Annotated in this window: 20 protein-coding genes and 2 pseudogenes; 10 read left to right on the top strand and 12 right to left on the bottom strand. The window is 41.9% G+C overall.

The window, feature by feature from the left end:
* The first annotated feature begins 95 nt into the window (after positions 1 to 95).
* Positions 96 to 932 carry a TIGR03032 family protein gene (locus tag O0550_RS12515; RefSeq protein WP_258426461.1) on the top strand — a complete coding sequence of 279 codons (837 nt, stop codon included), beginning with the start codon at positions 96 to 98 and terminating at the stop codon, positions 930 to 932.
* Between the two features lie 59 nt (positions 933 to 991).
* On the opposite strand, the gene O0550_RS12510 is transcribed toward O0550_RS12515, so the two are convergent.
* Positions 992 to 1,822 carry an aldo/keto reductase gene (locus tag O0550_RS12510; RefSeq protein WP_258426460.1) on the bottom strand — a complete coding sequence of 277 codons (831 nt, stop codon included), beginning with the start codon at positions 1,820 to 1,822 and terminating at the stop codon, positions 992 to 994.
* A 93-nt stretch (positions 1,823 to 1,915) separates the two neighbouring features.
* Here O0550_RS12510 and O0550_RS12505 point away from each other — a divergent pair, with 93 nt between their 5' ends.
* Positions 1,916 to 2,092 carry a hypothetical protein gene (locus tag O0550_RS12505; RefSeq protein ID WP_258426459.1) on the top strand — a complete coding sequence of 59 codons (177 nt, stop codon included), beginning with the start codon at positions 1,916 to 1,918 and terminating at the stop codon, positions 2,090 to 2,092.
* Positions 2,093 to 2,168: 76 nt separating this feature from the next.
* On the opposite strand, the gene O0550_RS12500 is transcribed toward O0550_RS12505, so the two are convergent.
* Positions 2,169 to 3,359 carry an ornithine--oxo-acid transaminase gene (locus O0550_RS12500; protein WP_096888142.1) on the bottom strand — a complete coding sequence of 397 codons (1,191 nt, stop codon included), beginning with the start codon at positions 3,357 to 3,359 and terminating at the stop codon, positions 2,169 to 2,171.
* 227 nt (positions 3,360 to 3,586) lie between these two features.
* On the opposite strand from O0550_RS12500, the gene O0550_RS12495 reads away from it, so the two are divergent.
* Together O0550_RS12495 and O0550_RS12490 are read left to right on the top strand one after the other, a co-directional pair.
* A complete protein-coding gene (locus O0550_RS12495) occupies positions 3,587 to 5,137 on the top strand; it encodes a sigma-54 interaction domain-containing protein (protein ID WP_003345041.1) in 1,551 nt (516 codons plus the stop codon).
* A 180-nt stretch (positions 5,138 to 5,317) separates the two neighbouring features.
* A complete protein-coding gene (locus O0550_RS12490) occupies positions 5,318 to 6,739 on the top strand; it encodes an amino acid permease (RefSeq protein WP_035319090.1) in 1,422 nt (473 codons plus the stop codon).
* An 81-nt stretch (positions 6,740 to 6,820) separates the two neighbouring features.
* On the opposite strand, the gene ilvA is transcribed toward O0550_RS12490, so the two are convergent.
* The 7 genes and pseudogenes from ilvA to O0550_RS12455 form a co-directional block, all read right to left on the bottom strand.
* Entirely contained in the window at positions 6,821 to 8,080 is a 1,260-nt protein-coding gene (gene ilvA, locus O0550_RS12485) for a threonine ammonia-lyase IlvA (protein WP_181748741.1), read from the bottom strand.
* 604 nt (positions 8,081 to 8,684) lie between these two features.
* Positions 8,685 to 10,073 carry an L-cystine transporter gene (locus tag O0550_RS12480; protein ID WP_258426458.1) on the bottom strand — a complete coding sequence of 463 codons (1,389 nt, stop codon included), beginning with the start codon at positions 10,071 to 10,073 and terminating at the stop codon, positions 8,685 to 8,687.
* Positions 10,074 to 10,248: 175 nt separating this feature from the next.
* Positions 10,249 to 10,575: a YnfA family protein gene (locus tag O0550_RS12475; protein WP_258426457.1), complete on the bottom strand. Its 327-nt coding sequence runs from the start codon at positions 10,573 to 10,575 to the stop codon at positions 10,249 to 10,251.
* A 26-nt stretch (positions 10,576 to 10,601) separates the two neighbouring features.
* Entirely contained in the window at positions 10,602 to 11,102 is a 501-nt protein-coding gene (locus O0550_RS12470) for a GNAT family N-acetyltransferase (protein ID WP_003345053.1), read from the bottom strand.
* Positions 11,103 to 11,655: 553 nt separating this feature from the next.
* Positions 11,656 to 12,987: a BclA C-terminal domain-containing protein gene (locus O0550_RS12465; RefSeq protein ID WP_258426456.1), complete on the bottom strand. Its 1,332-nt coding sequence runs from the start codon at positions 12,985 to 12,987 to the stop codon at positions 11,656 to 11,658.
* A 233-nt stretch (positions 12,988 to 13,220) separates the two neighbouring features.
* Positions 13,221 to 13,596, bottom strand: a pseudogene (locus O0550_RS12460) (DapH/DapD/GlmU-related protein); the annotation flags it as partial.
* 97 nt (positions 13,597 to 13,693) lie between these two features.
* Positions 13,694 to 14,932, bottom strand: a complete 1,239-nt coding sequence (locus O0550_RS12455; protein ID WP_258426477.1) for a stalk domain-containing protein — start codon at positions 14,930 to 14,932, stop codon at positions 13,694 to 13,696.
* Positions 14,933 to 16,358: 1,426 nt separating this feature from the next.
* On the opposite strand from O0550_RS12455, the gene O0550_RS12450 reads away from it, so the two are divergent.
* From O0550_RS12450 to O0550_RS12430, 5 genes are all read left to right on the top strand, one after another.
* On the top strand, positions 16,359 to 17,342 hold the full coding sequence (locus tag O0550_RS12450) for a glutaminase (RefSeq protein ID WP_396125765.1): 984 nt from the start codon (positions 16,359 to 16,361) through the stop codon (positions 17,340 to 17,342).
* 113 nt (positions 17,343 to 17,455) lie between these two features.
* Positions 17,456 to 18,199: a hypothetical protein gene (locus O0550_RS12445; RefSeq protein WP_258426454.1), complete on the top strand. Its 744-nt coding sequence runs from the start codon at positions 17,456 to 17,458 to the stop codon at positions 18,197 to 18,199.
* A gap of 166 nt (positions 18,200 to 18,365) precedes the next feature.
* Positions 18,366 to 19,082 carry a futalosine hydrolase gene (locus O0550_RS12440; RefSeq protein ID WP_258426453.1) on the top strand — a complete coding sequence of 239 codons (717 nt, stop codon included), beginning with the start codon at positions 18,366 to 18,368 and terminating at the stop codon, positions 19,080 to 19,082.
* Entirely contained in the window at positions 19,079 to 19,936 is an 858-nt protein-coding gene (locus O0550_RS12435) for a 1,4-dihydroxy-6-naphtoate synthase (RefSeq protein WP_258426452.1), read from the top strand. The genes O0550_RS12440 and O0550_RS12435 overlap by 4 nt, the downstream gene beginning before the upstream one ends.
* Positions 19,937 to 20,253: 317 nt before the next feature.
* The gene (locus tag O0550_RS12430) at positions 20,254 to 20,808 is read left to right on the top strand and encodes a metal-dependent hydrolase (RefSeq protein ID WP_003335557.1); all 555 of its coding nucleotides are present in this window, start codon (positions 20,254 to 20,256) and stop codon (positions 20,806 to 20,808) included.
* A gap of 152 nt (positions 20,809 to 20,960) precedes the next feature.
* Here the strand turns inward: O0550_RS12430 and O0550_RS12425 are convergent, their stop codons facing one another.
* Together O0550_RS12425 and O0550_RS24680 are read right to left on the bottom strand one after the other, a co-directional pair.
* The gene (locus tag O0550_RS12425) at positions 20,961 to 21,653 is read right to left on the bottom strand and encodes a M24 family metallopeptidase (RefSeq protein WP_258426451.1); all 693 of its coding nucleotides are present in this window, start codon (positions 21,651 to 21,653) and stop codon (positions 20,961 to 20,963) included.
* 193 nt (positions 21,654 to 21,846) lie between these two features.
* Positions 21,847 to 21,969 (bottom strand): annotated as a pseudogene (locus O0550_RS24680) (HAD family hydrolase); the annotation flags it as partial.
* 225 nt (positions 21,970 to 22,194) lie between these two features.
* On the opposite strand from O0550_RS24680, the gene O0550_RS12420 reads away from it, so the two are divergent.
* Positions 22,195 to 22,674: a GNAT family N-acetyltransferase gene (locus O0550_RS12420; protein ID WP_003345075.1), complete on the top strand. Its 480-nt coding sequence runs from the start codon at positions 22,195 to 22,197 to the stop codon at positions 22,672 to 22,674.
* 150 nt (positions 22,675 to 22,824) lie between these two features.
* On the opposite strand, the gene O0550_RS12415 is transcribed toward O0550_RS12420, so the two are convergent.
* The gene (locus O0550_RS12415; RefSeq protein WP_258426450.1) at positions 22,825 to 24,180 is read right to left on the bottom strand and encodes a class I adenylate-forming enzyme family protein; all 1,356 of its coding nucleotides are present in this window, start codon (positions 24,178 to 24,180) and stop codon (positions 22,825 to 22,827) included.
* Between the last annotated feature and the right edge of the window lie 15 nt (positions 24,181 to 24,195).

The following is a 24,195-nucleotide window of genomic DNA, read 5'->3' as shown; positions in this document are numbered from 1 at the left end:
CTCCTACATATTTGAATATAGTAGTAAGGAAAATGAGCAAGATAGCTGGCAGTCCATTACAAGCAAAATTCCGGTGTAGAAAAGGGGGATTTGACATGTTATCTTTATCTGAAGCCCTTTTAATAAGCGCCCCTAACGGTGGTGGTTTGGCTTGTTATGAAAACAGAGTAATGCACGTATTTGATAACTTCTCATCAACGGGACTTGCCCTACACAACTCATCTGTCATACGTTCTTTTCACCTTGCTGATTCAGCTTTACTCATGTTCTATCACCCTGATGGTGCTCAAAAAAAGTTGATTAATCATGATCTGGCCGATATCCATGATCTGCTGGTACGAGATGATGTGTTATATGCTGTATCTACTGGCACAAATGAAATTGTTTCGCTTTGTACGGATACTGGGAACATTACGCAACGATGGTCATTTCCTGGTGAAGGAGATTCTTGGCATGTAAACTGTATTGATTTCTGGAATGGCCGTTTGGTGGTATCTGCCTTTTGTGAGGGAATGAAACACGGAGATTATTATAACGATCCTCTTTACAATGGCTTTATCATGGATGTGGAAACGAAGGAAAAGCTCTGGTTGGAGCTGACTCATCCCCATACTCCGAAAGCAGAAGGGAATCGTCGGTATGTATGCGATTCAGGACTACAACGTCTTTTAATACAAGAGGATGATCAGACTCATTCATTACTCCATCCCGGATATCCACGCGGGCTCTGCTTTACAGATGATTACATTCTTCTGGGGGTTAGTCAGCCGCGTAATTTGACCACGGAAAAGAACGCCAGTATTAAGATCATTGATAAAAAAACTTTCATCCAAGTCGATGAGATCGAGCTACCATTCACAGAAGTCTATGACATAAAAATTCTGCCTGCCCAGCTCGTTTACAGCTATCGTTTTGATCAAATGATACTGTAAACAAAAAACATTCCACGTTCCTACTTCATGGACACGTGAAATGTTTTTTCTTTTTTTATCTATTCATAATCAAAGTGATCGGGATCGGGGCCGAAACGTTGATCTCGATTCAATCCGTCTAACAGCGCCATGTCTGCATCCGTAAGCTCAAAATCAAACAGACCCGCATTCTCAATAATCCGTTCTTTTTTCACAGATTTAGGTATAACCAGAACATTATGCTGTAAATCCCAGCGTAACACGATTTGAGCAGGAGTTTTCTGATAGCGCTCTGCCATTTCTTGCAGCAGAGGAACCTCCAGATTACCTCGCATCAGAGGACGCCAAGCCTCTACATAAATTCCGTTCTGCTCGCAGTACTGACGCAATTCCTTCTGTATTAAATAGGGATGCATCTCTATCTGGTTCAGCATCGGTTTCACTTCACATACTGACAACAAATCTTCCAAATGATGAATATGAAAATTACTTACACCAATCGAACGGACAAGCCCTTTTTTATAAAGAGTCTCCAACGCTCTCCACGTCTCTTTATATTTACCAGGAACCGGCCAGTGCACCAAATATAAATCAATATAATCCAAGCCTAATTTTTGAAGACTAGCATCAAAGGCTTGTAAGGTTGACTCATAGCCTTGCTCCGTGTTCCACACCTTTGTCGTGACAAAAATCTCGTCACGTGGAATTTTACTATCTCGGATCGCTTTGCCGACTCCAGCTTCATTTTCATAAATTGCCGCTGTATCGATGCTGCGATAGCCAGCCTCCAGCGCCATATGAATGGCTTTCTCCACCTCAGCGCCGTCTTCTGCCTTATAGACTCCAAGCCCTAGCCACGGCTTTACTACTCCGTTTGCCAATGTTGCTCCATCTGTCATATGTAACGTCATATCTATCCCTCCGCTCACAAAAGTCTCAACGCTATGATAGCATACAACAATCTATCTCGTAATTTTTTAGGCAAGAACGTTGTGAAAACATCGATGCAAAGAGCAATCGATGAAACCGGTAAATCCTATCGTATCTATCAATCTTCTGATAACACGTTAACTATTCACGAGCTAACTACCATGCCAAAAGAGCTGACTATCAAATATCACTTTGCTAAAAAGGAATATAGAAATGTCGATTGGGAAGTAAATCTCACAGATAAAAAGTAGCAATAGGTTAGAAAAAATAGAAAGAGCCAGACATTCTGGCTCTTTTTCCTTATGAGTAACTAGCTCTTCTTTCGCTTTACGCCAATACTTGCTTAATTCGTTCAATCGCCCAATCCAGCTCTTCTTTCGTGATAACAAGCGGCGGTGCAAAACGAATCGTCGTATCATGCGTTTCCTTACACAGCAAGCCTAATGCTTTTAAGCTTTCACAATACGGACGTGCTGCTGTATCCAGCTCTAATCCGATAAACAACCCTTTACCACGAATCTCTTTCATATGCGGGTTCTTGATCTCTTTTATTTTTTCCATAAAATAAGCGCCAAGCTCTAGGGAGCGTTCCACTAATCCTTCTTCTTCCAATACTTCCAGCGCGGCCACTGCTACCGCACAGCCTAGTGGATTTCCACCAAAGGTAGACCCGTGGGAGCCTGGTTCGAATACGCCTAATACCTCGCTGTCAGCGGCTACAGCAGAGATTGGGAAAACCCCGCCGCCTAACGCTTTACCCATAATGTACATATCTGCTTTTATACCTTCCCAATCTGTGGCAAACATTTTTCCTGTACGTCCAAAGCCAGTTTGGATTTCATCTGCTAGCAGCAAAACATTATGCTTGTCACAGAGACGTCGCGCTTCACGTAAAAAGCCCTCCTCTGGGATGACAATCCCAGCTTCTCCTTGAATCGGCTCTACTAAAAAAGCGGCCGTATTAGGAGTAATCGCTTCTGCTAATGCCTTGCTGTCACCGTACGGAATAACCTTGAAGCCAGGGGTGAATGGTCCAAATCCGCGTTTATATTCATCTGCGGAAGAGAAGGAGGTGATGGTTACTGTGCGTCCATGGAAGTTCCCTTCACACACAATAATTTCCGCTTGATTAGCCGGTACTTTTTTACTATCATACGCCCAACGACGTACTGCTTTAACTGCTGTTTCTACCGCTTCTGCTCCCGAATTCATTGGTATGACCATATCTTTGCCTGTCAAGGTAGCCACTTTTTCATAAAAATGACCAAGCTGATCGTTGTAAAAGGCTCGCGAGGTTAAGGTTACTCTATCCGCTTGATCCTTCAGCGCTTGAATGATTTTTGGGTGGCGATGTCCTTGATTCAAGGCAGAATAGGCACTTAACATATCTAAATAGCGAGTGCCCTCAGGGTCTTCTACCCAGACGCCCTCTGCTTTGGAAATAACAATCGGCAATGGATGATAATTATGTGCTCCGAACCGTTCTGTCTGATCAATAATTTGTTTTGTCGTTGTCATAATAAACCTCCCTATATCTGTCTGCTTATATTTTTATGCATTTTCTATGCCAGCAAAAAATTGTAAAAAATCAAGCGTTTCTTGCACGAAATGAGCTTACTACGCAAAAAAAATTTGCACAAACAATTGCAAAAGGTCTTCCCTAGCAAAAATATTTTGCACCTCCCTCTATCTATGTTAGAATGACTACACCAAATTGATAAAATGACGAATTGAGGTGAGCTGCTATGTCCACTTCTCGGTTGATGGACGGAACAACCTTTCTTGCAATGGTTGCTCATATTTTGGACGAAATGAATGAAGGTGTGCACGTGATCGACGCGGATGGCACCTCTATTTTATATAATCGTAAAATGGCAGAACTAGAAGGCATGCAAAAAGAAGATGTTCTTGGCAAAAAGCTGCTAGACGTTTTTCAATTTTCCCCTGATCAGGAAAGCACCTTACTTCAAGCTCTACATAAGGGAGAGAGCCTGCGCCAAATCAGACAAACCTATTTAAACGGAAAGGGACAAGAGATTACTACCATTAGCAACACTCTCCCCTTGCAACAACATGGAAAAAATATTGGAGCAGTGGAAATCGCTAATGATGTAACCAAAATGGAGCGGATGATACGTGAAAATTATTTTGTAAAAAAAGAGATGGGTAACACTCGTTATACCTTTGCCAGCATTATTGGAAATAGTCCTGCCATTCGTGAAATGATTGAACATGCAAATCGAGTAGCACGCACCTCCTCCTCCGTTCTGATTGTCGGAGAAACTGGAACTGGCAAAGAGTTGTTTGTGCAAAGCATTCATAATGCAAGCATGCGAGCCAAGTCCCCTTTTATTTCGCAAAATTGTGCAACTCTCCCTGACAGCTTAATCGAGGGACTATTATTCGGCACAACAAAGGGTGCCTTTACGGGAGCCATAGAAAGACCTGGTTTATTTGAGCAAGCAGAAGGTGGAACCCTGTTTTTAGATGAACTAAATTCGCTTAACCTATCCCTTCAAGCCAAATTGTTGCGCGCCTTGCAGGAGAAAACCATCCGACGCATCGGTGATACCAAGGATCGTACCATTAACGTACGCATTATCGCCGCCATTAATGAGGACCCAATCGAAGCAATCTCAGCAAACAAATTGCGCAAGGATTTATATTATCGTCTAGGTGTGGTCACCCTGCTCATTCCGCCGCTGCGTGAACGTCGTGAGGATATTCCTCCTTTAGTTACTCATTTCATCGAAAAATATAACCGCCTGTTTCAAATGGATGTAGTAGGTATAACCGACGACGTACAACGTTTTTTTGGAGATTATGATTGGCCTGGAAATGTTCGTGAATTAGAACACTTCATTGAAGGTGCGATGAATTTAATGCTAACCGATGAAACCAGCATTGCACTTGACCATCTACCTCTCCACCATATTCGGCGTAAACTACCAGGATCAACATCCATTCCTTCTTCGCCAGCCTTCGGGGGTCAGGAACAAAAGGGGATAGATCATAGAGAAGCCCCTTTGTCATCTATTCCGTCTAGTAGAGCCTATTCGACAGGAACCACCAATACTCAACCAATTTTGCACGAGTCTTATATGAAAGATACCCTACACCTCTTACAGCAGGATTCTTTATCACTAAAAGAAGTGCTACAATCCTTTGAAGCGATCTATCTTCAAAAAAAATTAGATCAGTTTGCAGGAAATATATCCCATACCGCAGAACATATAGGGATGAGTCGACAAAGTTTGCAATATCGCTTACGCCGTTTACAACAAGAAAATCAATAAGTATCAACATGCAAAAAAAATTGGCAGCAAAGTTTTTCAAACAAAAACCGACAATTTTTTTTGCACCCCTTTTTATTTATCTTTATAATTCGGAATATTTTAATTGGTACGAATGTTGCATAATATTTTCTCCGTAAACGCATACATCTCACTGTGAGATCATAGAAAGGAGAGAAGGACATGTCCACACAACGTTCCTCTCATGAATTGCAACGCACGCTGAAAAGTAGACACTTATTTATGATCTCACTCGGCGGAATTATTGGCACAGGACTCTTTCTAGGCTCCGGCTATACCATTAGCCAAGCAGGTCCGATCGGAGCCATCATTTCCTACCTTGTAGGTGGGTTTATCATGTATCTCACCATGCTCTGCCTCGGTGAATTATCGGTTGCTATGCCTGTATCTGGCTCGTTCCAGACGTATACAACTAAATTTATTAGTCCAGCAATGGGTTTTACTATTGGATGGATATACTGGTTGGGCTGGGCTGTAACAGTAGCTCTGGAGCTTTTATCTTCTGGTCTACTCATGCAACGTTGGTTTCCAGATTCACCCGTCTGGATGTGGTGCGCTATTTTTGGCGTCATCCTCTTTTTACTTAATGCCCTGTCAGCTAAAGCTTTTGGTGAGACTGAATTCTGGTTCTCCAGTTTCAAGGTAGCGGCTATTTTAGCCTTTATCGTGCTCGGCGGAGGTGCAATGTTTGGTATCATTCCCTTCAGCAGTGGCGAAGCTGCTCCCCTGCTAAGCAATTTTGCCGAAACCTCCTGGCTGCCTAATGGAATTACTGGTCTGTTGCTTACGATGATTACGGTGAATTTCTCCTTTCAGGGAACCGAGCTCATTGGCATTGCTGCTGGTGAAAGTGACAATCCAGAGCAAAACATTCCAAAATCAATTCGAGCTACCGTTTGGCGAACACTCATCTTTTTTGTGCTGGCGATTACGATTTTAGCCGGCCTGATTCCCCATCAACAAGCAGGAGTGATTGAAAGCCCATTCGTCATGGTGTTCGACAAAATTGGTATCCCATATGCCGCCGATATTATGAATTTTGTTATCCTAACAGCATTACTATCTGTAGCTAATTCCGGTTTATATGCGGCCACTCGAATGCTGTGGTCTTTATCTAAAACAGAAATGGCCAGTCCAACACTCGGCAAAGTAAACAAAAAAGGCGTCCCCATGAACGCCCTATTACTCACATTTTCCATTTCCCTGCTATCCTTGCTTTCCAGCGTGTATGCTGAAAATACCGTATATCTCTGGTTGATCTCCCTTGCAGGATTAGGAGCACAGGTAGGCTGGATTTCAATTTCTGCCTCTCAATTAGCATTCCGTAAGCATTATCTAAAAAATGGTGGGAAGCTAAAAGATCTCAAATTCCGGACTCCGTTTTATCCAATCCTGCCCTTAATTAGTTTGACACTCAACCTAGTTGTACTTATCAGCCTAGCCTTTGATAAAGATCAGCGGATTGCCTTATATTGCGGCGGAGTGTTCGCTCTATTCTGTTTACTCTATTACTTCCTGCGGATTAAAAGAAAGCCCATGAGTAATGGATCTCCAGAGGATAATAAAACGTACCACATCATCTAGCTCCCTAATAGAAGCGGCCCTCTGATGTTATGTCGGGGGCCCATTTTTCTTTCTAATAAGAAAATTCTGCATCCATTTCTACTAAATGAGTAGGTTAAACAAAGTAGGATGATGATTGATTTCCATGAAAGGGAAGTTCTTTTGCTTCATTCGTTCCATTAATGCCTCATAATCATCCTTTTGCTTTAATTCAATGCCAACTAATGCAGGTCCGTTATCCTTATTATTTTTCTTGGTATATTCGAATCTAGTAATATCATCTGTAGGCCCTAGCACCTCATCAAGAAACTCCCGCAAGGCCCCCGCACGCTGAGGAAAGTTAATGATGAAGTAATGCTTGAGTCCCTCATAGATTAAAGACCGTTCCTTAATATCTTGCATGCGATCAATATCGTTATTTCCTCCACTAACGATACAGACCACATTTTTCCCTTTAATTTTATGCTTGTACTTATCCAGTGCCGCGATGGTAAGTGCCCCGGCAGGCTCAGCTACAATTGCATTTTGATTATATAAATCAAGAATTGTACTGCATACCTTTCCCTCTGGTACCGTGACAATATCGTCAAGCACCTCTTTACATAGCTCGTATGAGAGCTGCCCTACCTGCTTAACCGCAGCCCCATCCACAAATGTATCAATCTCTTGCAAAGCGATCACTTGATTCTCTCTAAAAGACTGCTTCATAGAAGCCGCTCCTTGGGGCTCTACTCCAATGACATCGGTTAGAGGGCTAATCCCCTTGACACAAGTTCCAACACCTGCCGCCAGGCCTCCTCCTCCGATACCTACAAACAGGTAATCCAACGCTTCTGTCATATCATTTAGGATTTCCATGCCTACCGTGCCTTGACCCGCAATAATTTTTTCATGATCAAATGGATGAATGAACGTCATGTCATGTTCCTTACCATATTTGATCGCCTCAGAAAAAGAATCATCGAAGGTATCACCCACTAATACAATCTCAACCTGATCACCGCCGAATAACTTCACCTGAGACACCTTTTGACGAGGTGTTGTGCTGGGCATAAAGATCGTACCGCGAGCTCCTAAAGCTTTACAGGAATAAGCAACCCCTTGTGCATGATTACCTGCGGAAGCACAAACGACACCACGTTTCATTTGCTCATCCGATAATGTACGCATGAGATAATAAGCACCGCGCAATTTAAAGGAACGAACAACCTGTAAGTCCTCCCGCTTTAAGAATACATTGCATTGGTATTTATCTGACAAAACGGCATTGTACTGTAGCGGTGTTTTGACAATAACTTCTCGCAATAGATGACTCGCCACTAGAATATCTTCTATGGTTAGCTTGCTGGTTGTTACATTCATCAGTTTCTCCGCCTCTCTATTTTTTTCGATAACAAAAAAACTCGCCCAGCATGAAAGAATTTACTTCCATTGCTTAGGCGAGAGTCGCGATACCACTGAGCATTCTCCGTTTCTTCACAAAAACGGACTCCACAAGTCTAATTCCCCCTTCCTTCATGACTCGCATGTAAAGCGATCCATACACCACATACGTTCAAGAAGGTTCAAATAGACTTAGTCCGATAACGTGGACAATTCGTTGTCATGTACTAATGATCGCAGAGATTGAGAGTTTCGGTAAGCTCTGACTCTCCCCCTGCTTCTGCTCTGCACTGATCTGTTCCACAACAAAGCTCTGAGGTGATTTTCAAGGAAAGATAGCGACCATCTTCGCAGCACATTGAGACGGCTCTCTGACACTAGAGCTTTCTTTTACTCTTCCTCTTCACGGCTTCATGCATATTTTTTCATAACATTCCAATACTTATTGTTCAGAATTATAGTGAGATGTTCCTGGCTTGTCAACCTTACAAAAAAAGTGCCGCCACGAACAAAGGAATTGTTTCGGGACGACACTTGAAAAAGAAGCAAAGCGAAAAGGCTGTAAGTAAACAATCCGATGGTCTTACGCTTCTACATGTTTTTGCGTTTGTTCATTGTAAATATTGGTGTCTAACTCTTTCGTTACACGGCTAGTGATCACACCGGCTACCATACTGCCGCTCACGTTTAGAGCTGTACGTCCCATATCAATTAATGGCTCTACAGAAATTAACAAACCAGCTAATGCAATTGGCATGTTCATTGTAGAGAGGACCAGAAGAGCAGCAAAAGTGGCTCCACCACCTACGCCTGCAACTCCAAAGGAACTAATCGCAATGACAGCTATAAGAGATACGATGAAAGAAGGCGTCAATGGATCAATCCCAATTGTAGGGGCAATCATCACAGCTAACATGGCTGGATAAATACCTGCGCAACCGTTTTGACCAATGGATAAACCAAAAGATCCAGCAAAGTTAGCTATGCCTTCCGGTACTCCCAATTTATCACGTTGCGTTTCTACGTTTAAAGGCAATGCTCCTGCACTTGAACGTGAAGTGAATGCAAAAGTTAAAACAGGAAACGTCTTTTTCAAATAAGAAATAGGGTTAAGTCCAGTAACAGCAAGTAAAATCAGATGGATAGCAAACATAATAAGAATCGCGACATAGGAAGCAAGCACAAACTTTCCTAATTTAAGAATTGCTAAGTAATCGCTAGTAGCCGTTACTTTGGTCATGAGAGCTAGTACCCCATAAGGAGTTAAGCGTAAAATAATGCTCACTACCCGCATAATTATCGTATAAAATGTATCGACAATTTTGGCAAAGAATGCAGCGTGTTCCGGTTGTTTCCCCTTTACACCTAAGAACGCCATGCCAAGCAAGGCAGCAAAAATAACAACTGCAATCGTAGAAGTAGAACGTTGGCCTGTTAGATCAAGAAACGGGTTGGCCGGTAATAATTCCACGATTTTCTGAGGAAGAGATAAATCTTGAATTTGACCAAACGTCTTTTCTAGTTGAGCAGCTCGATTTGTTTCTTGGTCGCCTTGTTGAATTTGAACAGCTTCTAAATGAAAGGCGAGTGTTGTTCCAATCCCAATAGCGGCAGATACCGCAGTGGTTGCAATTAGGATACCAATAATTAAGGAACTAATTTTTCCGATATTATTCGTTAGCTTAACCTTTGTAAAAGCAGCTAAAATGGATATAAATACCAGCGGCATTACAATCATCTGTAAAAGCTTAATGTAGCCTTTACCTACAATGTTAAACCATTCTATCGAATCCTTTATAATGTCTGTTTTTGCTCCATAGGTAAGCTGTAAGCCCACTCCGAAGACAATCCCAACAGCCAGTGCGGTAAACACACGCTTCGAAAAGGAGATATGTTTCTTTTGCATGGTATATAGTCCAAAAATAATGAGTAACATGATAGCAATATTAAGTAAAATCCAAACTGTTGACAATGGATTCCCTCCGTTCTGTCTGATAAATTCTCATGAAGGTAACTAAAGCATATTCAAGTTATAATACATTAATTCCTATATGTAAAGTAGGATTTAAACTTTACCATATTTATTTTAAAAATGCCACATAAATAAGCATGGTCTCTATCTTTACATTAAGATAGAAACCATGCCCCTATGATCTAGGCGCCCACAAAATAACACCCACACCAGCTATACAAATCGCTGCTCCTAGCCAGTCATACATATCTGGGGTCTTTTTATCTACTAACCACCCCCAAATAATCGCTAGGATAATAAATACTCCTCCATAAGCTGCATATACTCGTCCAAATGTAGGAAATCTCTGCAAAGTTGGAATAATCCCATAAGCGATAAGAATGATGCTCCCTACAAGACCATACCAGGCTGGTTTTGCCTCTCGTAACCATAGCCAAACCAGATAGCCGCCACCAATCTCAGCTAGACCGGCTGTGATAAATAAGAAAATTGATGCTAACAATGACTTTCTCCTTCTGGGCATATCTGTTATTTGGTTATGCTGTATAATTGTATCGTTTTATTCCATTTACTAATTTCTTTTTTCCATGTCATACCGACATTCTCCGCAACACGTCTGGACGCTATGTTCCTTTTATCAATAAGTGAAATCAAACGGTCATGGCCAAGCTTATGGAAACCATATTCTCTACAAGCAACTGCACATTCTGTAGCTAATCCTTGTCCCCAATATTTACGGACAATCAAATAACCAATTTCAATTTCTTGTTGAAGATTAATTTCTTGAGGTACCAAGCCGCATTGCCCTATAAATTCCCCATCCTGTTTATTCTCAGCAATCCAAAATCCTATTCCGTATTTTTCATAATTCCCCTGATTCCACTTGATCCATGCAACCGTCTCTTCTTCATTTTTCGTAGATGGATAGAACTGCATAGCAATAGGGTCAGTAAATATCCTGCGTAATTTTTCCACATCTGACAACTTCATTTTTCGCAAGATCATTCTGTTTGTTTCTAATTGAAACATAGCCTGTCACCTCTTTTCAATAGTTTCCATTCCTTATGTAATACATAGCAAAATCAAGCAAAGACACCTTATCAATACTTATATATCTACTTATTATAATTGGCACTATATTATAATTATTCAGGATATTCAACTCTCCCATACAATTATATGTGTAAATAATCATATATTTATTTATGCAGATATAATATAGATAAATTCTAATAAAAATGACATGATAAAAATAACAATTAGTTTATTTATAAACATTAGAGGACTTCTTTAAAAATTTAGGATGATATCTATTCATAAAAATATAGCTATGTGGCATACTCTTTCTTGGTTGGCTTTACACGTTGAGAAGCTGTTGATAGTAAGATAATAGGAGTAAAAACAAAAGAGGTATATGGTATGTGGTATATACTTATTATTTCCTAATTTTGGACAAAATGGCAACATGAAATTTATAGGAAATTCGTAACTGTTCATTAAGCATTATTCACATGAAGGTATGTCTAAAAAAAGCTGCTCTCCTATTTTAGAAGAGCAGCTTTTTTAACATATTGATCCTGATTTAGCTTAAACGAATAATCGTAATACTTGTTGGTATAGTGGCGGCTAAAGTGGCTATCGCTGCTACACCAAATAGTTGTACCTGAATGGTTCCTCCAGCCGGTACAGGAACAATTACCTGTGCTTCGAATGAGGTTATACCAACTATTGGTGAAACGACACTACCCGGTACTGGAACACCATTTACTAAAATACGCGAGCTTACAAGAAGGGAAACAGAAAGGTTAATAGTGTAAGAAATGAAATAGTTACCAGCGGCTGCTACAGTAAAGGTATCACTAGTCGCATTGACTGTAATTCCTGGTCCAATATCCTGAGCGTCAGGGAATGGAACAAGTGTACCACCTATCAATACAGCGATAAGTCCACCAGTTAAATTCGCTGCAAAGGCAAACGTACTCGTAGCAAGAGCTCCGGTTGGACCTGTTGGGCCGGTTGGACCTGTTGGGCCGGTTGCTCCGGTTGCTCCAGTCGCTCCGGTTGCCCCGGTTGCTCCGGTTGCTCCAGTCGCTCCGGTTGCTCCGGTTGCTCCGGTTGCTCCAGTCGCTCCAGTTGCTCCGGTTGCTCCGGTTGCTCCGGTTGCTCCGGTTGCTCCAGTCGCTCCGGTCGCTCCAGTTTCTCCGGTCGCTCCGGTTGCTCCGGTCGCTCCGGTTGCTCCAGTCGCCCCGGTTGCTCCGGTTGCTCCAGTCGCTCCGGTTGCTCCGGTTGCTCCAGTCGCTCCGGTCGCTCCAGTTTCTCCAGTCGCTCCGGTTGCTCCGGTCGCTCCGGTTGCTCCGGTTGCTCCGGTCGCTCCGGTCGCTCCGGTCGCTCCGGTTGCTCCGGTCGCTCCGGTTGCTCCGGTTGCTCCGGTTGCTCCGGTTGCTCCGGTTGCTCCGGTTGCTCCGGTTGCTCCGGTTGCTCCGGTCGCTCCGGTTGCTCCGGTTGCTCCGGTTGCTCCGGTTGCTCCGGTTGCTCCGGTCGCTCCGGTTGCTCCGGTTGCTCCGGTCGCTCCGGTTGCTCCGGTCGCTCCGGTTGCTCCGGTTGCTCCGGTTGCTCCGGTCGCTCCGGTCGCCCCGGTTGCTCCGGTCGCTCCGGTTGCTCCGGTCGCCCCGGTCGCTCCTGTTGGACCAGTTGGACCAGTTGGACCAGTTGGGCCGGTCGCTCCAGTTGCTCCGGTTGGACCAGTTGGACCGGTCGGGCATTCAATAAAGGTAATAAACGTAGATCTGCAAGTGGTAGAAGAACTGTGGCTACAATGTCTATGCGCAGACAGTGGATCTTTTCTTAAATAAAGATTTAACTCCGATTGAATAATGCTGTTGTAAATCTTGTCAATTTCAAAACGATTATCCAACGCAATAACACCTTCCTTTCTCCTTTACAGTATTCAAATTATTAATAAAGGTATGGTGTAAATAAACTATTTTTTGGAAAAATGTGCCTCTTTTGTTGTACATGTAACGGTATGTTCATCACCCTTTAGCCAAAAAAGAAGCGTCCAAATTCATCATTTAGACGCTTCTTCCCTTATGTATTTAACTCTGTAGCAAATCGTAATGAGGTAATTTAATTTCTATCCTGTAATTTTTAAAGTACAATCTCTTTACTAATCACAGCTGGGTTTCCTCCTACGACAACGTTATCCGGCACGTTTTTCGTTACGACAGCTCCTGAAGTGACAACTACATTATTTCCAATCCTAACCCCTAGATTAATGATAGCACCCCCACCAATCCATACATGATTGCCAATGACAACTGGTTTCCCCATATTCCAAACCACTTGCCCGCTCTAAAGGATGGAGAGGATGCATAGCCGTTTAAATATGAACACCTGGTCCCAGCATACAATGCTCGCCTATACGTATTTCACAAACATCAAGCATGATGCAATCGTAGTTGGCAAAGAAATGCTCTCCAAGATGAATATTGTATCCATAACCACATCGAAAGCTAGACTGTATAACACTTAAGGTTAATAGAGACATAAAAAAATCCATCCCTTCAATGTGAGGGATGGATTTAGCGATTATATATTCCATTTGATAAAAGGATGTACCGTTACATCGCTACAGCCTTTTTCATTTCTAAATAAGTAGGCTCTCCAATTAGCCCTAATCGCCATAGAGAAACACCTTTTAAACCGTATCGTTTAGCTAGACCAATTTTACTGTTAATGGTGCCAGCATTTTCACTGCCCATAGAGATACCTAGGATCAGCTTCTCTTTTGGCACCTGCTTTAATGCAAGCTGGATAGCCTCATTTACTTTGTCCAAATTCTCCGGCTGTCCCTTTTGTCCATAGTCATACGCCATGATAATCAAATCGTCTGCCATAGCACTTAATTGTGCATAATCATAGCCTTTATAGGAACCGTTTGGCGGATGCAAGATTAGTGACAGCTTTTTACCTTCCTGATGTAACACAGGAGCTAACTGTCCAATAAATTCCGTGTATAGACGTTTCTCAAGCTCGATATCTCCGCTCAAGCCCAATCCTTCAAAATCTAAGGCAACTCCTTCAAACGGCTGATTGCGCACAGTTTGTAAAATTCCATCGATCGTTTGTTGACGTAGCTGCGCGGTTTGAAGCATTTTCATTAGCTCACCTTTGCGATCTGAAGCAAAAACCATGAAGTATGGCTGTGTTCCGCCTGCCTTTGCTTCACTTACAATCCCCTCTGGCGTTACATCTCCTGCTGATTTAGGCCAATAAAAATCTTTTCCTTGAAGTGTAAACTCACCATTTTCATTGATTCTTGCCCAACCAAAGGCAACTGCATCAAAGGAAGGGATAAGTTGTCGCTCACTAAATGAAGAAATGGCATAGAAAGCCATCGTATATATATCTTTTGGTGGAGATTGCAATAATACAGTTTGGTTAGCACCGTCCCAGTTAACCGTAGCCCCAAATTGCTCACTGAAAACCCGCAACGGGATTAATGCGCTCCCCTTGTAAAGCGTAGGGCTTACAGCCAATTTGATTGGTTGATTATTCACATAAGCAGTAGCATTGTTGATTTGTAGGCGAAGCTGTGTTCCAGCAGTTCCATTTGGATTGGTAGCAACGATCGTCCGTGTTGAATTATCCCATTGCACCTGAATTCCCATCGCTTCTGCAATCGCTCGGAATGGCACTAAAGTCGTTCCTTTTACTACTTGAGGCTGTACCGGAAAGCTTAGTGGATAACCATCTAGTAAAATTTTTGCATTACCACTTGCTAGGGATTGGGAAGGCTGTAAACCGAATAGCAACAGCAGTAACCCAGATAGCAAGAAGGTCTTTAACCATATTTTCATCTCTATTTTCTCCCTGTCCTTATCCTTTTTTTGTCTCTCTTGCGTCATCATTCGTACATACAAAACTGAATAGAAAGAGGTTTTCCTGATACGAATGCTGACATCAATCTGCTCATGATCAGTTGTCATGAACTATGCTCCAGTCAAACCTATCTGTATGAAGGCTTTTTGGGAATCTCAAAACCGTTTCAGCTTATTTAACAAGAACCCTGTAGTTTTAGAAGAGCGGAGTCTTGTAGACAATTCATCATCAATCTTTATGGATAGACGGAAGAGCTTTCGTCTGGTATAGAGCGCATTAGAGGGAATACCTTCTTTAAAAGATATCTAACTCCTTGGGTTTCGTTGTCTCTATACGCAGCTTGATATGATACCGATACATAATGAGCCATGCTTTGGGTTTCATCTATCGCGAAATGATTCATGTTTTTGTCCAAACGTAGCCGATTTTGTGCATCCAATCGTTTCGCACTGCTAATACATCATTAGCTATGCTTACGATTACATGAAATTCACCAATGCCTTGCAGTCACAAAGTAGGTTGATCTGGATCGTCAATAAAGACACAATATATGGAGGATTACCTGTAATCACTGCTTAAAGAAACAGGCTAGCTTTTCACTTCAAAATCAATTGAAGCTTTAGAAAATCCTTTTTCTCCAGCTCCGTAATCATAGGTCGGCTTCTCCATCGTCTTTATTAGCTTATAGTAAATAATATCAAAAAATCATAAATGTTACTTGTAAAATTACACATTTCTAAAATTTTTTTTTATTTTTTTAATAGAATTTGCTTTTTGTTTATCAACATGTTACGATTAGTCTTGTGATTTTCATATTAAGATGATTTTTTACCTTCACCCAACCAATTCTTTTTTCCTCGAAATGAATTACTCTCACCTGTTTTTCAAATCTCACGTCCAAAAACTATTTTCCAAAGAAGCAATTCATTTTCAGGCAAGCGTTTTGATTTACCCGATTCACACTGGCGCGGTCATCGGAGCCGTAAGGACGGAAGAGAGGTAGGGCTTTCGTTGTTTTGAGGTTCAAAAATGCTATATCTATCTTTTTCCAGATACTATGTCGTAAGGGAAAAAGAATTCGAATAAGGTTATAAAACACCGACATGAAGTCATGTGGGACAGCTTACAATATGGAAACCATAAAGCCACCTATAATTGGTGGCTTTTTCTTTTTTTCCACTATTCTCCCTCTCTTGAAAAAAATAAGCTTTTTTTGGAAATATACTTGCTGTTACACCTCTATGATTTTAAAATAGAGTTCCACGACACATTAAGCTGGCGATTCTCACTACCATTGATATGAATATGGGAATGTGGGTCATACTAACTGGCAGTGCCCCTGTCTTGGTATGTTATTCAAGTTATTTTTAATATGAAAGGGGAGCATCTGAGATGAGCCCAAGTATCTTGGCACCGTCAGAAACAGAACAGCATCAGCAAGTATCTGCTCAATTGTTACATTGGATTGATCAATTTAAGGATGCAGCTTCTCAAGGGAAGTGTGCTGACTATATACCTGCCCTAGGCAAGATGAATCCTCATCAGCTAGGAGTTACTGTAATAGGTACAGATGGAACAATGATTACCGCTGGCGATTGTGAGGCTCCATTCACATTGCAAAGTATTTCTAAAGTACTCAGCCTAGTCACGGTATGTATGGAATATGGCATTCCGCATGTTTTGCAGCGAGTTGATGCAGAGCCTACTGGTGATGCTTTTAATTCGATTATTCGATTAGAAATGAGCAAACCGGGTCGTCCCTACAATCCAATGATTAACGCGGGGGCCATTACAGTTTCATCTATGCTCGCTGGTGATTCTGTTACCCAAAAAATGGATTCACTTAACAAGCTATTTATCCAACTAATCGGTACCGCTCCCGTGCTAAATGAAGAGGTATTCCAGTCAGAGTGGAATACTGCTCACCGCAATCGCGCCTTAGCTTATTATCTGAAGGATATTGGTTTCTTAGACGGAGATGTGGAGAGTGCTCTGGAGGTTTATTTAAAACAGTGCGCGCTTGAGGTAACGACCAAGGATACGGCCCTAATCGGCTTAATCCTGGCCCTTGACGGCTACCACCCGATTCGTCAGGAACAAGTACTTCCTAAGGACGTAGCTCGTTTCACTAAATCTCTAATGCTGACATGCGGAATGTATAACGCGTCTGGTAAATTCGCTGCCTTTGTGGGCGTTCCAACGAAAAGCGGGGTCTCTGGAGGTATCCTCTCCGCTGTACCGCCTCGCTATCGCTCCCGTGACTTACCTTTTGCCGATGGTTGCGGAATTGGGATTTTTAGTCCTTCGATTGATGAGGTTGGCAATAGCGTGGCTGGCTCCCTGTTGCTAAAAGAAATGGCTCAGCAATGGGATTTAAGTATTTTTTAGCTAAAAAGATAAGTGCATGAGACTCCGATAGATAAGATCGGAGTCTTTTTTATTATGTCTTTATCCCTATATACAGATAATGGTATTATGTAAAATAAAAAGGTGGCAAAGCTATGGTACGTCAGTGTAAAAAAATCCTATCACTGCTGCTCCTATTCACAATGACATTCAGTTTGCTCGGCTGTTCACCCGACCCTCTTCTGCCGACAGTAAAAGGAAGTGGTTTTGCTAAAAGCGAGCATGTTTCCCTGCCTCACAGTATTGAGAATATCACCTATTATAAGCCGGTCACTCCAAAAGAGCTTGCTCCTTATCTGCCAACAAAGAAGAAATCAGTAAATCAGCTCATTAACACGACCCTCCTTCCTTTCCCGATCAGTAAAGAGTCAGCCTATTTAATAACGTTTCAGCAAGAACATGAACAGGAGCTTTTCCAGCAGGTTCAGCTAACTTATGCACAAGAAAAGGATGCGGCTGTTAACGAAGAGAATGAGTTTGTTATCCTGCGAATGACCGAGATGAAAGAAGACCCCTTCGCTAACATAGACAAAACCAACCAACATGCCTCCCAATCCGTAGATATCATCGGAAATGAGATTCGTATCGAGAGAACGCAGAATGGTGTTCCTCTCTTTCAACACATAAAAACAACCTCTGGCTCACTAGTCTATTCCTACTATGATTGGGATGAAACTACACTCTCCGTTCACTTGCACAATACAGTAGCAGACGAAATTGTTTTTTACCATCAAGGGATTTTGTATCAGCTCGCTTACTCTATCAATGAAAATAAGCGGAATGAAAAGATACACCACCAGATGATACAGATAGCCAAAACAGTAGTCGACAACGCATAACTCAAACTTTAACGCCTTATAAAGTGTTTCACTCAACGGCTCAACTTTGTATAATTGGAGGCAGAAGCTTTTGTATTCCGCTTCCTTCTTTATTATAGAGAGGATTCGTTTTATATAGTCTTTCGAGAGCTCACGTTATGGTTTACACGAAAAGGAGATTGTTCACATGAATCAAGCGAAACAAGCAGAAATCTCTTCGGGTACATTTGTAAACTCGAACAATCCATCCTCACGATCACTAAAACGTATACTTATCGTCACCTCTGTAGAAGCCGAACAAGCAGCGGTAATCCGCGGCTTAAACGGTGCAGAAGGCTTCAACGTTCTAGTGGGTGGTGTCGGTGCAGCCTGTGCCGCAGCTAGTACAGCACGCACGTTGGCAGCGACTGCATATGATGTAGTCATTTGCGCTGGTATTGCTGGTGGATTTAAAGAGAAAGCTGATATAGCTTCAGTGGTGGTAGCAGACGAAATCTTGGCCGCCGATCTCGGTGCGGAAACCCCTGATGGATTTCTAAGCTTGGACGAACTAGGATTTGGTTCTGCTCGAATCCCTGTAGACATTACGCTGGCAAAGCGTGTAGCAGAAGCCCTGCGCATTGCCGGTTTACCTACCCATACCGGCTCAATTCTCACGGTTTCCACAGTAACAGGCCGTGCCGAAACAGCCACAGCCATAGCCAGCAGAATAGTGGGAGCGACTGCTGAAGCGATGGAGGGATATGGAGTAGCAACCGCCGCACAGCAATTCGAGATTCCCGTATTGGAAATTCGAACTATTTCTAATCCTGTAGGTCCGCGCGACCGTTCTGCTTGGCGTATAAAAGAAGCATTAGAAGCTCTTGAAAAAGTAAGCTCAGTACTTGTGGAGGTGTTACGATGAAAATTGCCTTTTCCCCTTGCCCTAATGATACATTTGTTTTTCATGCTTGGGTTCATGGACTCATTCCCCAAGCTCCAGCCCTAGATGTTATGTATGCAGATATTGATATCACGAATGGACTTGCAGCTAGTTTAACTGGACCAGAAGTACTCAAAATTTCCTACGCTGCACTTCCTTGGGTATTGTCGGAATACGCCCTACTGCCATGTGGCGGAGCGTTGGGTAGAGGGTGCGGTCCCTTAGTCTTAACGAAAAACTCGTCTGCTATTGATCAGCCATCCCAACAACAAGCTGAGCCTTCCGCTTTATCTGGCAAACGCGTAGCTGTTCCTAGCGAACGCTCCACCGCTTATCTATTATTCCGTCTATGGGCTGCCCAAAATGTGCCCGGCGGAGTAGGAGAAATTATTGTAATGCCTTTCCACGAAATTATGCCTGCTGTACGCGATGGTAAAATTGATGCCGGTTTAGTAATCCACGAAGCACGTTTTACTTATCCTTCCTATGGTCTTTCTTTGATGACTGACTTAGGTAATTGGTGGGAAACGGATACAGGGCTACCGATTCCACTAGGTGCCATTATCGCTCGACGCTCGTTGGATTTGGATGCTATTGCTAGCTGGACCCGTGCCTCCGTAGAATATGCTTGGGCACATCCGGAAGCGTCCAGAGAATATATCATGCACCATGCTCAGGAAATGGACCCAGAAGTAACCCAAGCTCATATTAATTTGTATGTAAACAAATTTACTGCGGATCTAGGGGAAGATGGATATGCGGCCGTAACTGCTCTTTTAAGTCGCGCTGCACAAGAAGGACTTGTTCCGGAGTTTGATCTGAAATTATTGCGATAATCGAGTTTCCTTTTAAAGTAACAAATGCTTCCAGACATAGAATGTCAATAAACAAGCCGCCATTTTGAGAATGTAGTCATTTTCTTTTGGCAGTGTTTTTTGGCACACTACTCCTTTACGCGTCTTTTATTTGAAGCGGTATGGTTTCCCGCTAAAAAGTAAATTATTTCAAGAAAGACTGCCCACCTGCAAAGAAATATGGTAGTATAAAAAAGAGAACAAAAGTTCTCTTTTTTATCAGAAGCTATTCAAAGAGCGGTATCATCTGTAGTACGAATTATTCCCTCTTTGTTTACAGCAAAAAGAGGGGGAGCATCTTGAAGTATAAAACGCATATTGCTTTTTCAACGCTGGCTGGGGTATGTGTAGCGAAGTTTTTGGATATCCCATTCCAAACAGACTATGTAATGGGAGTAGCTGTGGGAAGCTTATTGCCCGATATTGATCATCCTAAATCTTACATAGGTAAAAAGCTATCCAAAACATCGAGGGTAATGAGTAAAACATTAGGACACCGTGGCCTGACACATGCTCTGCCTTTTTGGCTTTGTTTATTTCCCCTTGGATTCTTTATGAAGGAGAACGTATTTTTAGGCTTGTGGATTGGATATCTCTTTCATATCGTAGGGGATTTATTAACGGTCGCCGGTGTACCCCTGTTCTATCCTTTTAGTAAAGCAAGAATAAAATTGCCTCTTGCTTTTAAAACGGGAAGCTCCGTAGAAAAAGGCGTATTTATCGCCTGCCTTCTGCTCATTATTGTATCAATGGACGCTAACATGTTTGCTGAGCTAAGCAGTTCATTAGCGATTCAACTGCAAGCCTTATTGAAAATGGCATCAGAGCTGATCAATTCGTTGCTGATACGTTAATAACAATGGCCTGCCGCTCTGATATGATTGCGGCAGTACAAGAATGAATAAAAAAGAACGTCTCCTTTATTGCGGACGCTCTTTTTATTCATTTCTTATCGAAAGCTCATTGATTCCCTGCTTATTTTTTATAAAATTCAAACCCCTCAAGGTTATTCGACTGTTAATAACTGCTCAAAAAACCCTCCGATTTCACGATCACGATCAATAAAATGCACCTCTAAGATCCAATCTCGCGGTCTCCCATCCTTATCAGGCTCTCGCATGTCAATGTTATTATCAGCATGGATGTAATTCTCTACCTCATCCCCTTGAATTCGCTCATGAGGGAATTCCCCTATTAGATGACCTGCATGCGGTCCTCCATATTCCCATCCATACTGCTCTGCGAGACGACACATATATTCGAATAGCTCACTTCCCGTTATATTGGGTTTTGATAGGAAAAAGTCCTTCCCATCCTGCCAAGCTTTCTCGATATCATCACGTAGCTTTAGCTTATATGGATCAGTTCCAAGCACGTATGTCCGTCCAAAATCCGCTTCCCATTCTTCAAAAATGGGGCCGAAATCAAGAAAAATAATATCCTCCTCAGAGATCGTTAGGTCTGGGGGATTCTCACGGTAAGGATACAGTGTATTTTTACCCGCTCTTACAATCCGTTTATGCCAATATTTTTTGATACCATACATTTGAAAAGCCAATTCATATATTTCTTTATTCACCTGCTTTTCCGTTACTCCACTGCGCAATATTCCCTTCTCTTCAACCTGTTTGAATAACTCTTCTGCTTTTCTTTCCGCTTCACGTAATCCTGCACGTCTCTCTTCTAATGATCGTTGCAAAGCTAATACACCTCTTTCTATCAATTCTACATTGATCGTATAAGTATTTTTGGCTATTTCACTTCAGCAAATCGGAAGCATAGCTCCTGTAATGTAGTGATCATATTTTGTTCTATTTGATCATCAAATGCTATGTTCCTCCGCGCAAAAGCCTGCAAAGGTTCACACTTGCCAATCAATACAGAGTAGTAACCTATTGAAACATCGGGAGGTCATTCAGATCGTTTCCAAAGCAAACCATTTGATCCTTTTGAATCCCCCATTGCTGCAAAGCTGTCCATTTATTAACACCTTTATATGTAATATCCAGAATCCCCTCTGTTGAATGATAATGCTATGTCACATCAAGTTTTTCCAATCTAGCGGACAGAACATAAGCTGATCACAGGATAATGCAAAAATTTTCAAAATAGATTGTCAAATAAGAGTCTGAAGCAGCCAAATATCAAATCAGATATAATGATTGTAAAAGATTGCTTCTTCTTTTTCCATAGCATTATACTGTTTTCTTATTTATTACAATATGAAAAGGAAGATGATAATGATCGTTCGAATGTATACTGAATCGGATACAGAGCATTTGGTCTCACTCTATTATGATACAGTTCATTCTATTGCGGCACATGACTACTCACCAGAACAGCTCAATGCTTGGGCTCCAGCGGACGAACAAATGAACAAGCTGATCAGTTGGCCAGAGTCACTACGCCTTAATAGAACATATGTCGCTGAAATAAACCGTGCAATCGTTGGGTTTTGTGATATGACAATTCAAGGCTATTTAGATAGGCTTTACGTCCATAAGGATTTTCAAAGGCAAGGAATTGCTTCCCGATTATTACGTTGTGTTGAAAAAGAAGCCAAAAAACTTGGTCTTACTACAATCACTACACATGCAAGCATTACGGCTAAGCCCTTTTTCGAATCCCATGGATATGAATCAATTCAGGCTCAAACTGTCGTGCGCCGAGGGATTTTGTTAGGTAATTATCAGATGCAAAAAAATCTAACCACATCCTAAAATATAAATCCATGATTACATTTTTTCATCTTTATATAACTTTTTTCAAACAAAAAATAAAACAAACCCCACTTTATGTCATTAACATAAAAGAGGTTTGTCGATAGATAGTCTGAAACTACATGTCTCCTTTATTGACGTTACAGGTGGCTACACGAAACTTTCTTGACCAAATCGGACTTCAGCTATCGCTTTCAGTTGATTTCGATCTGTCTTTCCGTTAGCAAGTACCGGTAGATGGGGGATTATTTCATAAAAACTTGGTCGGGAAGGCTCGTCTACCTTATCCTTTATAAATAGGTCAATATCTCTTTTTGTAAGAGAAGCATCCCCCACTACAAAAGCACACAATCGATTTCCACGTGTCGGATGAGGGACCCCTACAACAGCTACGTCTCTTATTCCGGGATGTTCTCTGATCGTTCTTTCCACATATTCCGGGCTGACATTATATCCATTGACAATAATGATATTCTTTTTTCTTCCCAAAATAGTCACGTATCCATGTTCATCTCTCGTTGCCATATCACCAGTAGACAGCCATCCATTATGAAGCATTGAAGCATCTACTTGTCCATTGGCATAATAACCTAGCATTACTGAAGGGCTTCGAACCCACAACTCTCTATCCTCAGAAAAATTGATTTCTGTTCCGCTAAGAGGTTTGCCGACGGTTCCATAACAATAATCATAAGGACGATTCAGTGATACATTAGGACCCGCTTCCGTTAATCCATAACCATCCAATATGGGAACCCCTGTCATTTTCACCCATTGTTGAACAAAAGTATGGGTAAGCAGGTCGCCTCCACAGCCCCATCCCTTTACTCCAATTTCTTCAATCCCTCTCTGCTCTTTTAATAGATAAGGAAGCATAGTTTGATAAAAAAAAGGAGCGCTTTCTACCCAGCAGACGTTTTGTTTTTCCAGAACGGTAATTATGGAGCGCGGACGTAAATTAGCAGGAATAACCAAATCCATACTGTTGTGTTCCAAAACTCCCACAATACTTAATCCATAAGCTCCCCAAAGTGGCAATGTAAAAAGAAGCCGTTCTCCCTCTTTGTATCCGAATACTCGTGTCGTCTCCTGTTTCTGATACGTAATCCCTTCTTTACTCCAGGCTACATATTTAGGCATTCCTACAGTTGAGCCTGAGGTTCTGCAGATGAGCCCTGTATTGCTTGGTATATTTCTTTCCTTTACCACAGATAGGCTCTCAATTTGTATCTTATAATGATCGCTTGTATAGCACACATAGTCAGCTCGGACTATCTCCAGTTGTTTATCTAATTCGGCCACCTTTCCGATCACAACAGGAACTGCCTCCAGTTCTTTGCAGGCATAATAGGCAACCAACCAAGAGATGGGTTCGTGAATAGCAATCGCAACCAGATTACCTGCTGAAACTCCCTGATGATTCATACAAAGCGTAAGCTGTTGTATTTCTTGTTTAATAAGTGCTGTATAGGATGTATTACCAACAAAAACCTCATAATTTATCAAGCCGCTTCTTCCCTT

Source organism: Brevibacillus halotolerans (genome assembly GCF_026891775.1).
In the GTDB taxonomy this organism is placed as follows: Bacteria; Bacillota; Bacilli; order Brevibacillales; family Brevibacillaceae; genus Brevibacillus_B; species Brevibacillus_B halotolerans.
This window is presented reverse-complemented; position numbering and strand designations above follow the sequence as displayed.

What these genes read in the sequence shown, in the direction of transcription:
- O0550_RS12505 (WP_258426459.1), top strand. Translation starts at nt 1,916, where the DNA reads ATGCAAAGAGCAATCGATGAAACCGGTAAATCCTATCGTATCTATCAA.
- O0550_RS12495 (WP_003345041.1), top strand. Translation starts at nt 3,587, where the DNA reads ATGTCCACTTCTCGGTTGATGGACGGAACAACCTTTCTTGCAATGGTT.
- O0550_RS12420 (WP_003345075.1), top strand. Translation starts at nt 22,195, where the DNA reads ATGATCGTTCGAATGTATACTGAATCGGATACAGAGCATTTGGTCTCA.
- ilvA (WP_181748741.1), bottom strand. Translation starts at nt 8,080, where the DNA reads ATGAATGTAACAACCAGCAAGCTAACCATAGAAGATATTCTAGTGGCG.
- O0550_RS12510 (WP_258426460.1), bottom strand. Translation starts at nt 1,822, where the DNA reads ATGACGTTACATATGACAGATGGAGCAACATTGGCAAACGGAGTAGTA.
- O0550_RS12445 (WP_258426454.1), top strand. Translation starts at nt 17,456, where the DNA reads ATGGTACGTCAGTGTAAAAAAATCCTATCACTGCTGCTCCTATTCACA.
- O0550_RS12455 (WP_258426477.1), bottom strand. Translation starts at nt 14,932, where the DNA reads ATGAAAATATGGTTAAAGACCTTCTTGCTATCTGGGTTACTGCTGTTG.
- O0550_RS12515 (WP_258426461.1), top strand. Translation starts at nt 96, where the DNA reads ATGTTATCTTTATCTGAAGCCCTTTTAATAAGCGCCCCTAACGGTGGT.
- O0550_RS12470 (WP_003345053.1), bottom strand. Translation starts at nt 11,102, where the DNA reads ATGTTTCAATTAGAAACAAACAGAATGATCTTGCGAAAAATGAAGTTG.
- O0550_RS12490 (WP_035319090.1), top strand. Translation starts at nt 5,318, where the DNA reads ATGTCCACACAACGTTCCTCTCATGAATTGCAACGCACGCTGAAAAGT.
- O0550_RS12500 (WP_096888142.1), bottom strand. Translation starts at nt 3,359, where the DNA reads ATGACAACGACAAAACAAATTATTGATCAGACAGAACGGTTCGGAGCA.
- O0550_RS12440 (WP_258426453.1), top strand. Translation starts at nt 18,366, where the DNA reads ATGAATCAAGCGAAACAAGCAGAAATCTCTTCGGGTACATTTGTAAAC.
- O0550_RS12435 (WP_258426452.1), top strand. Translation starts at nt 19,079, where the DNA reads ATGAAAATTGCCTTTTCCCCTTGCCCTAATGATACATTTGTTTTTCAT.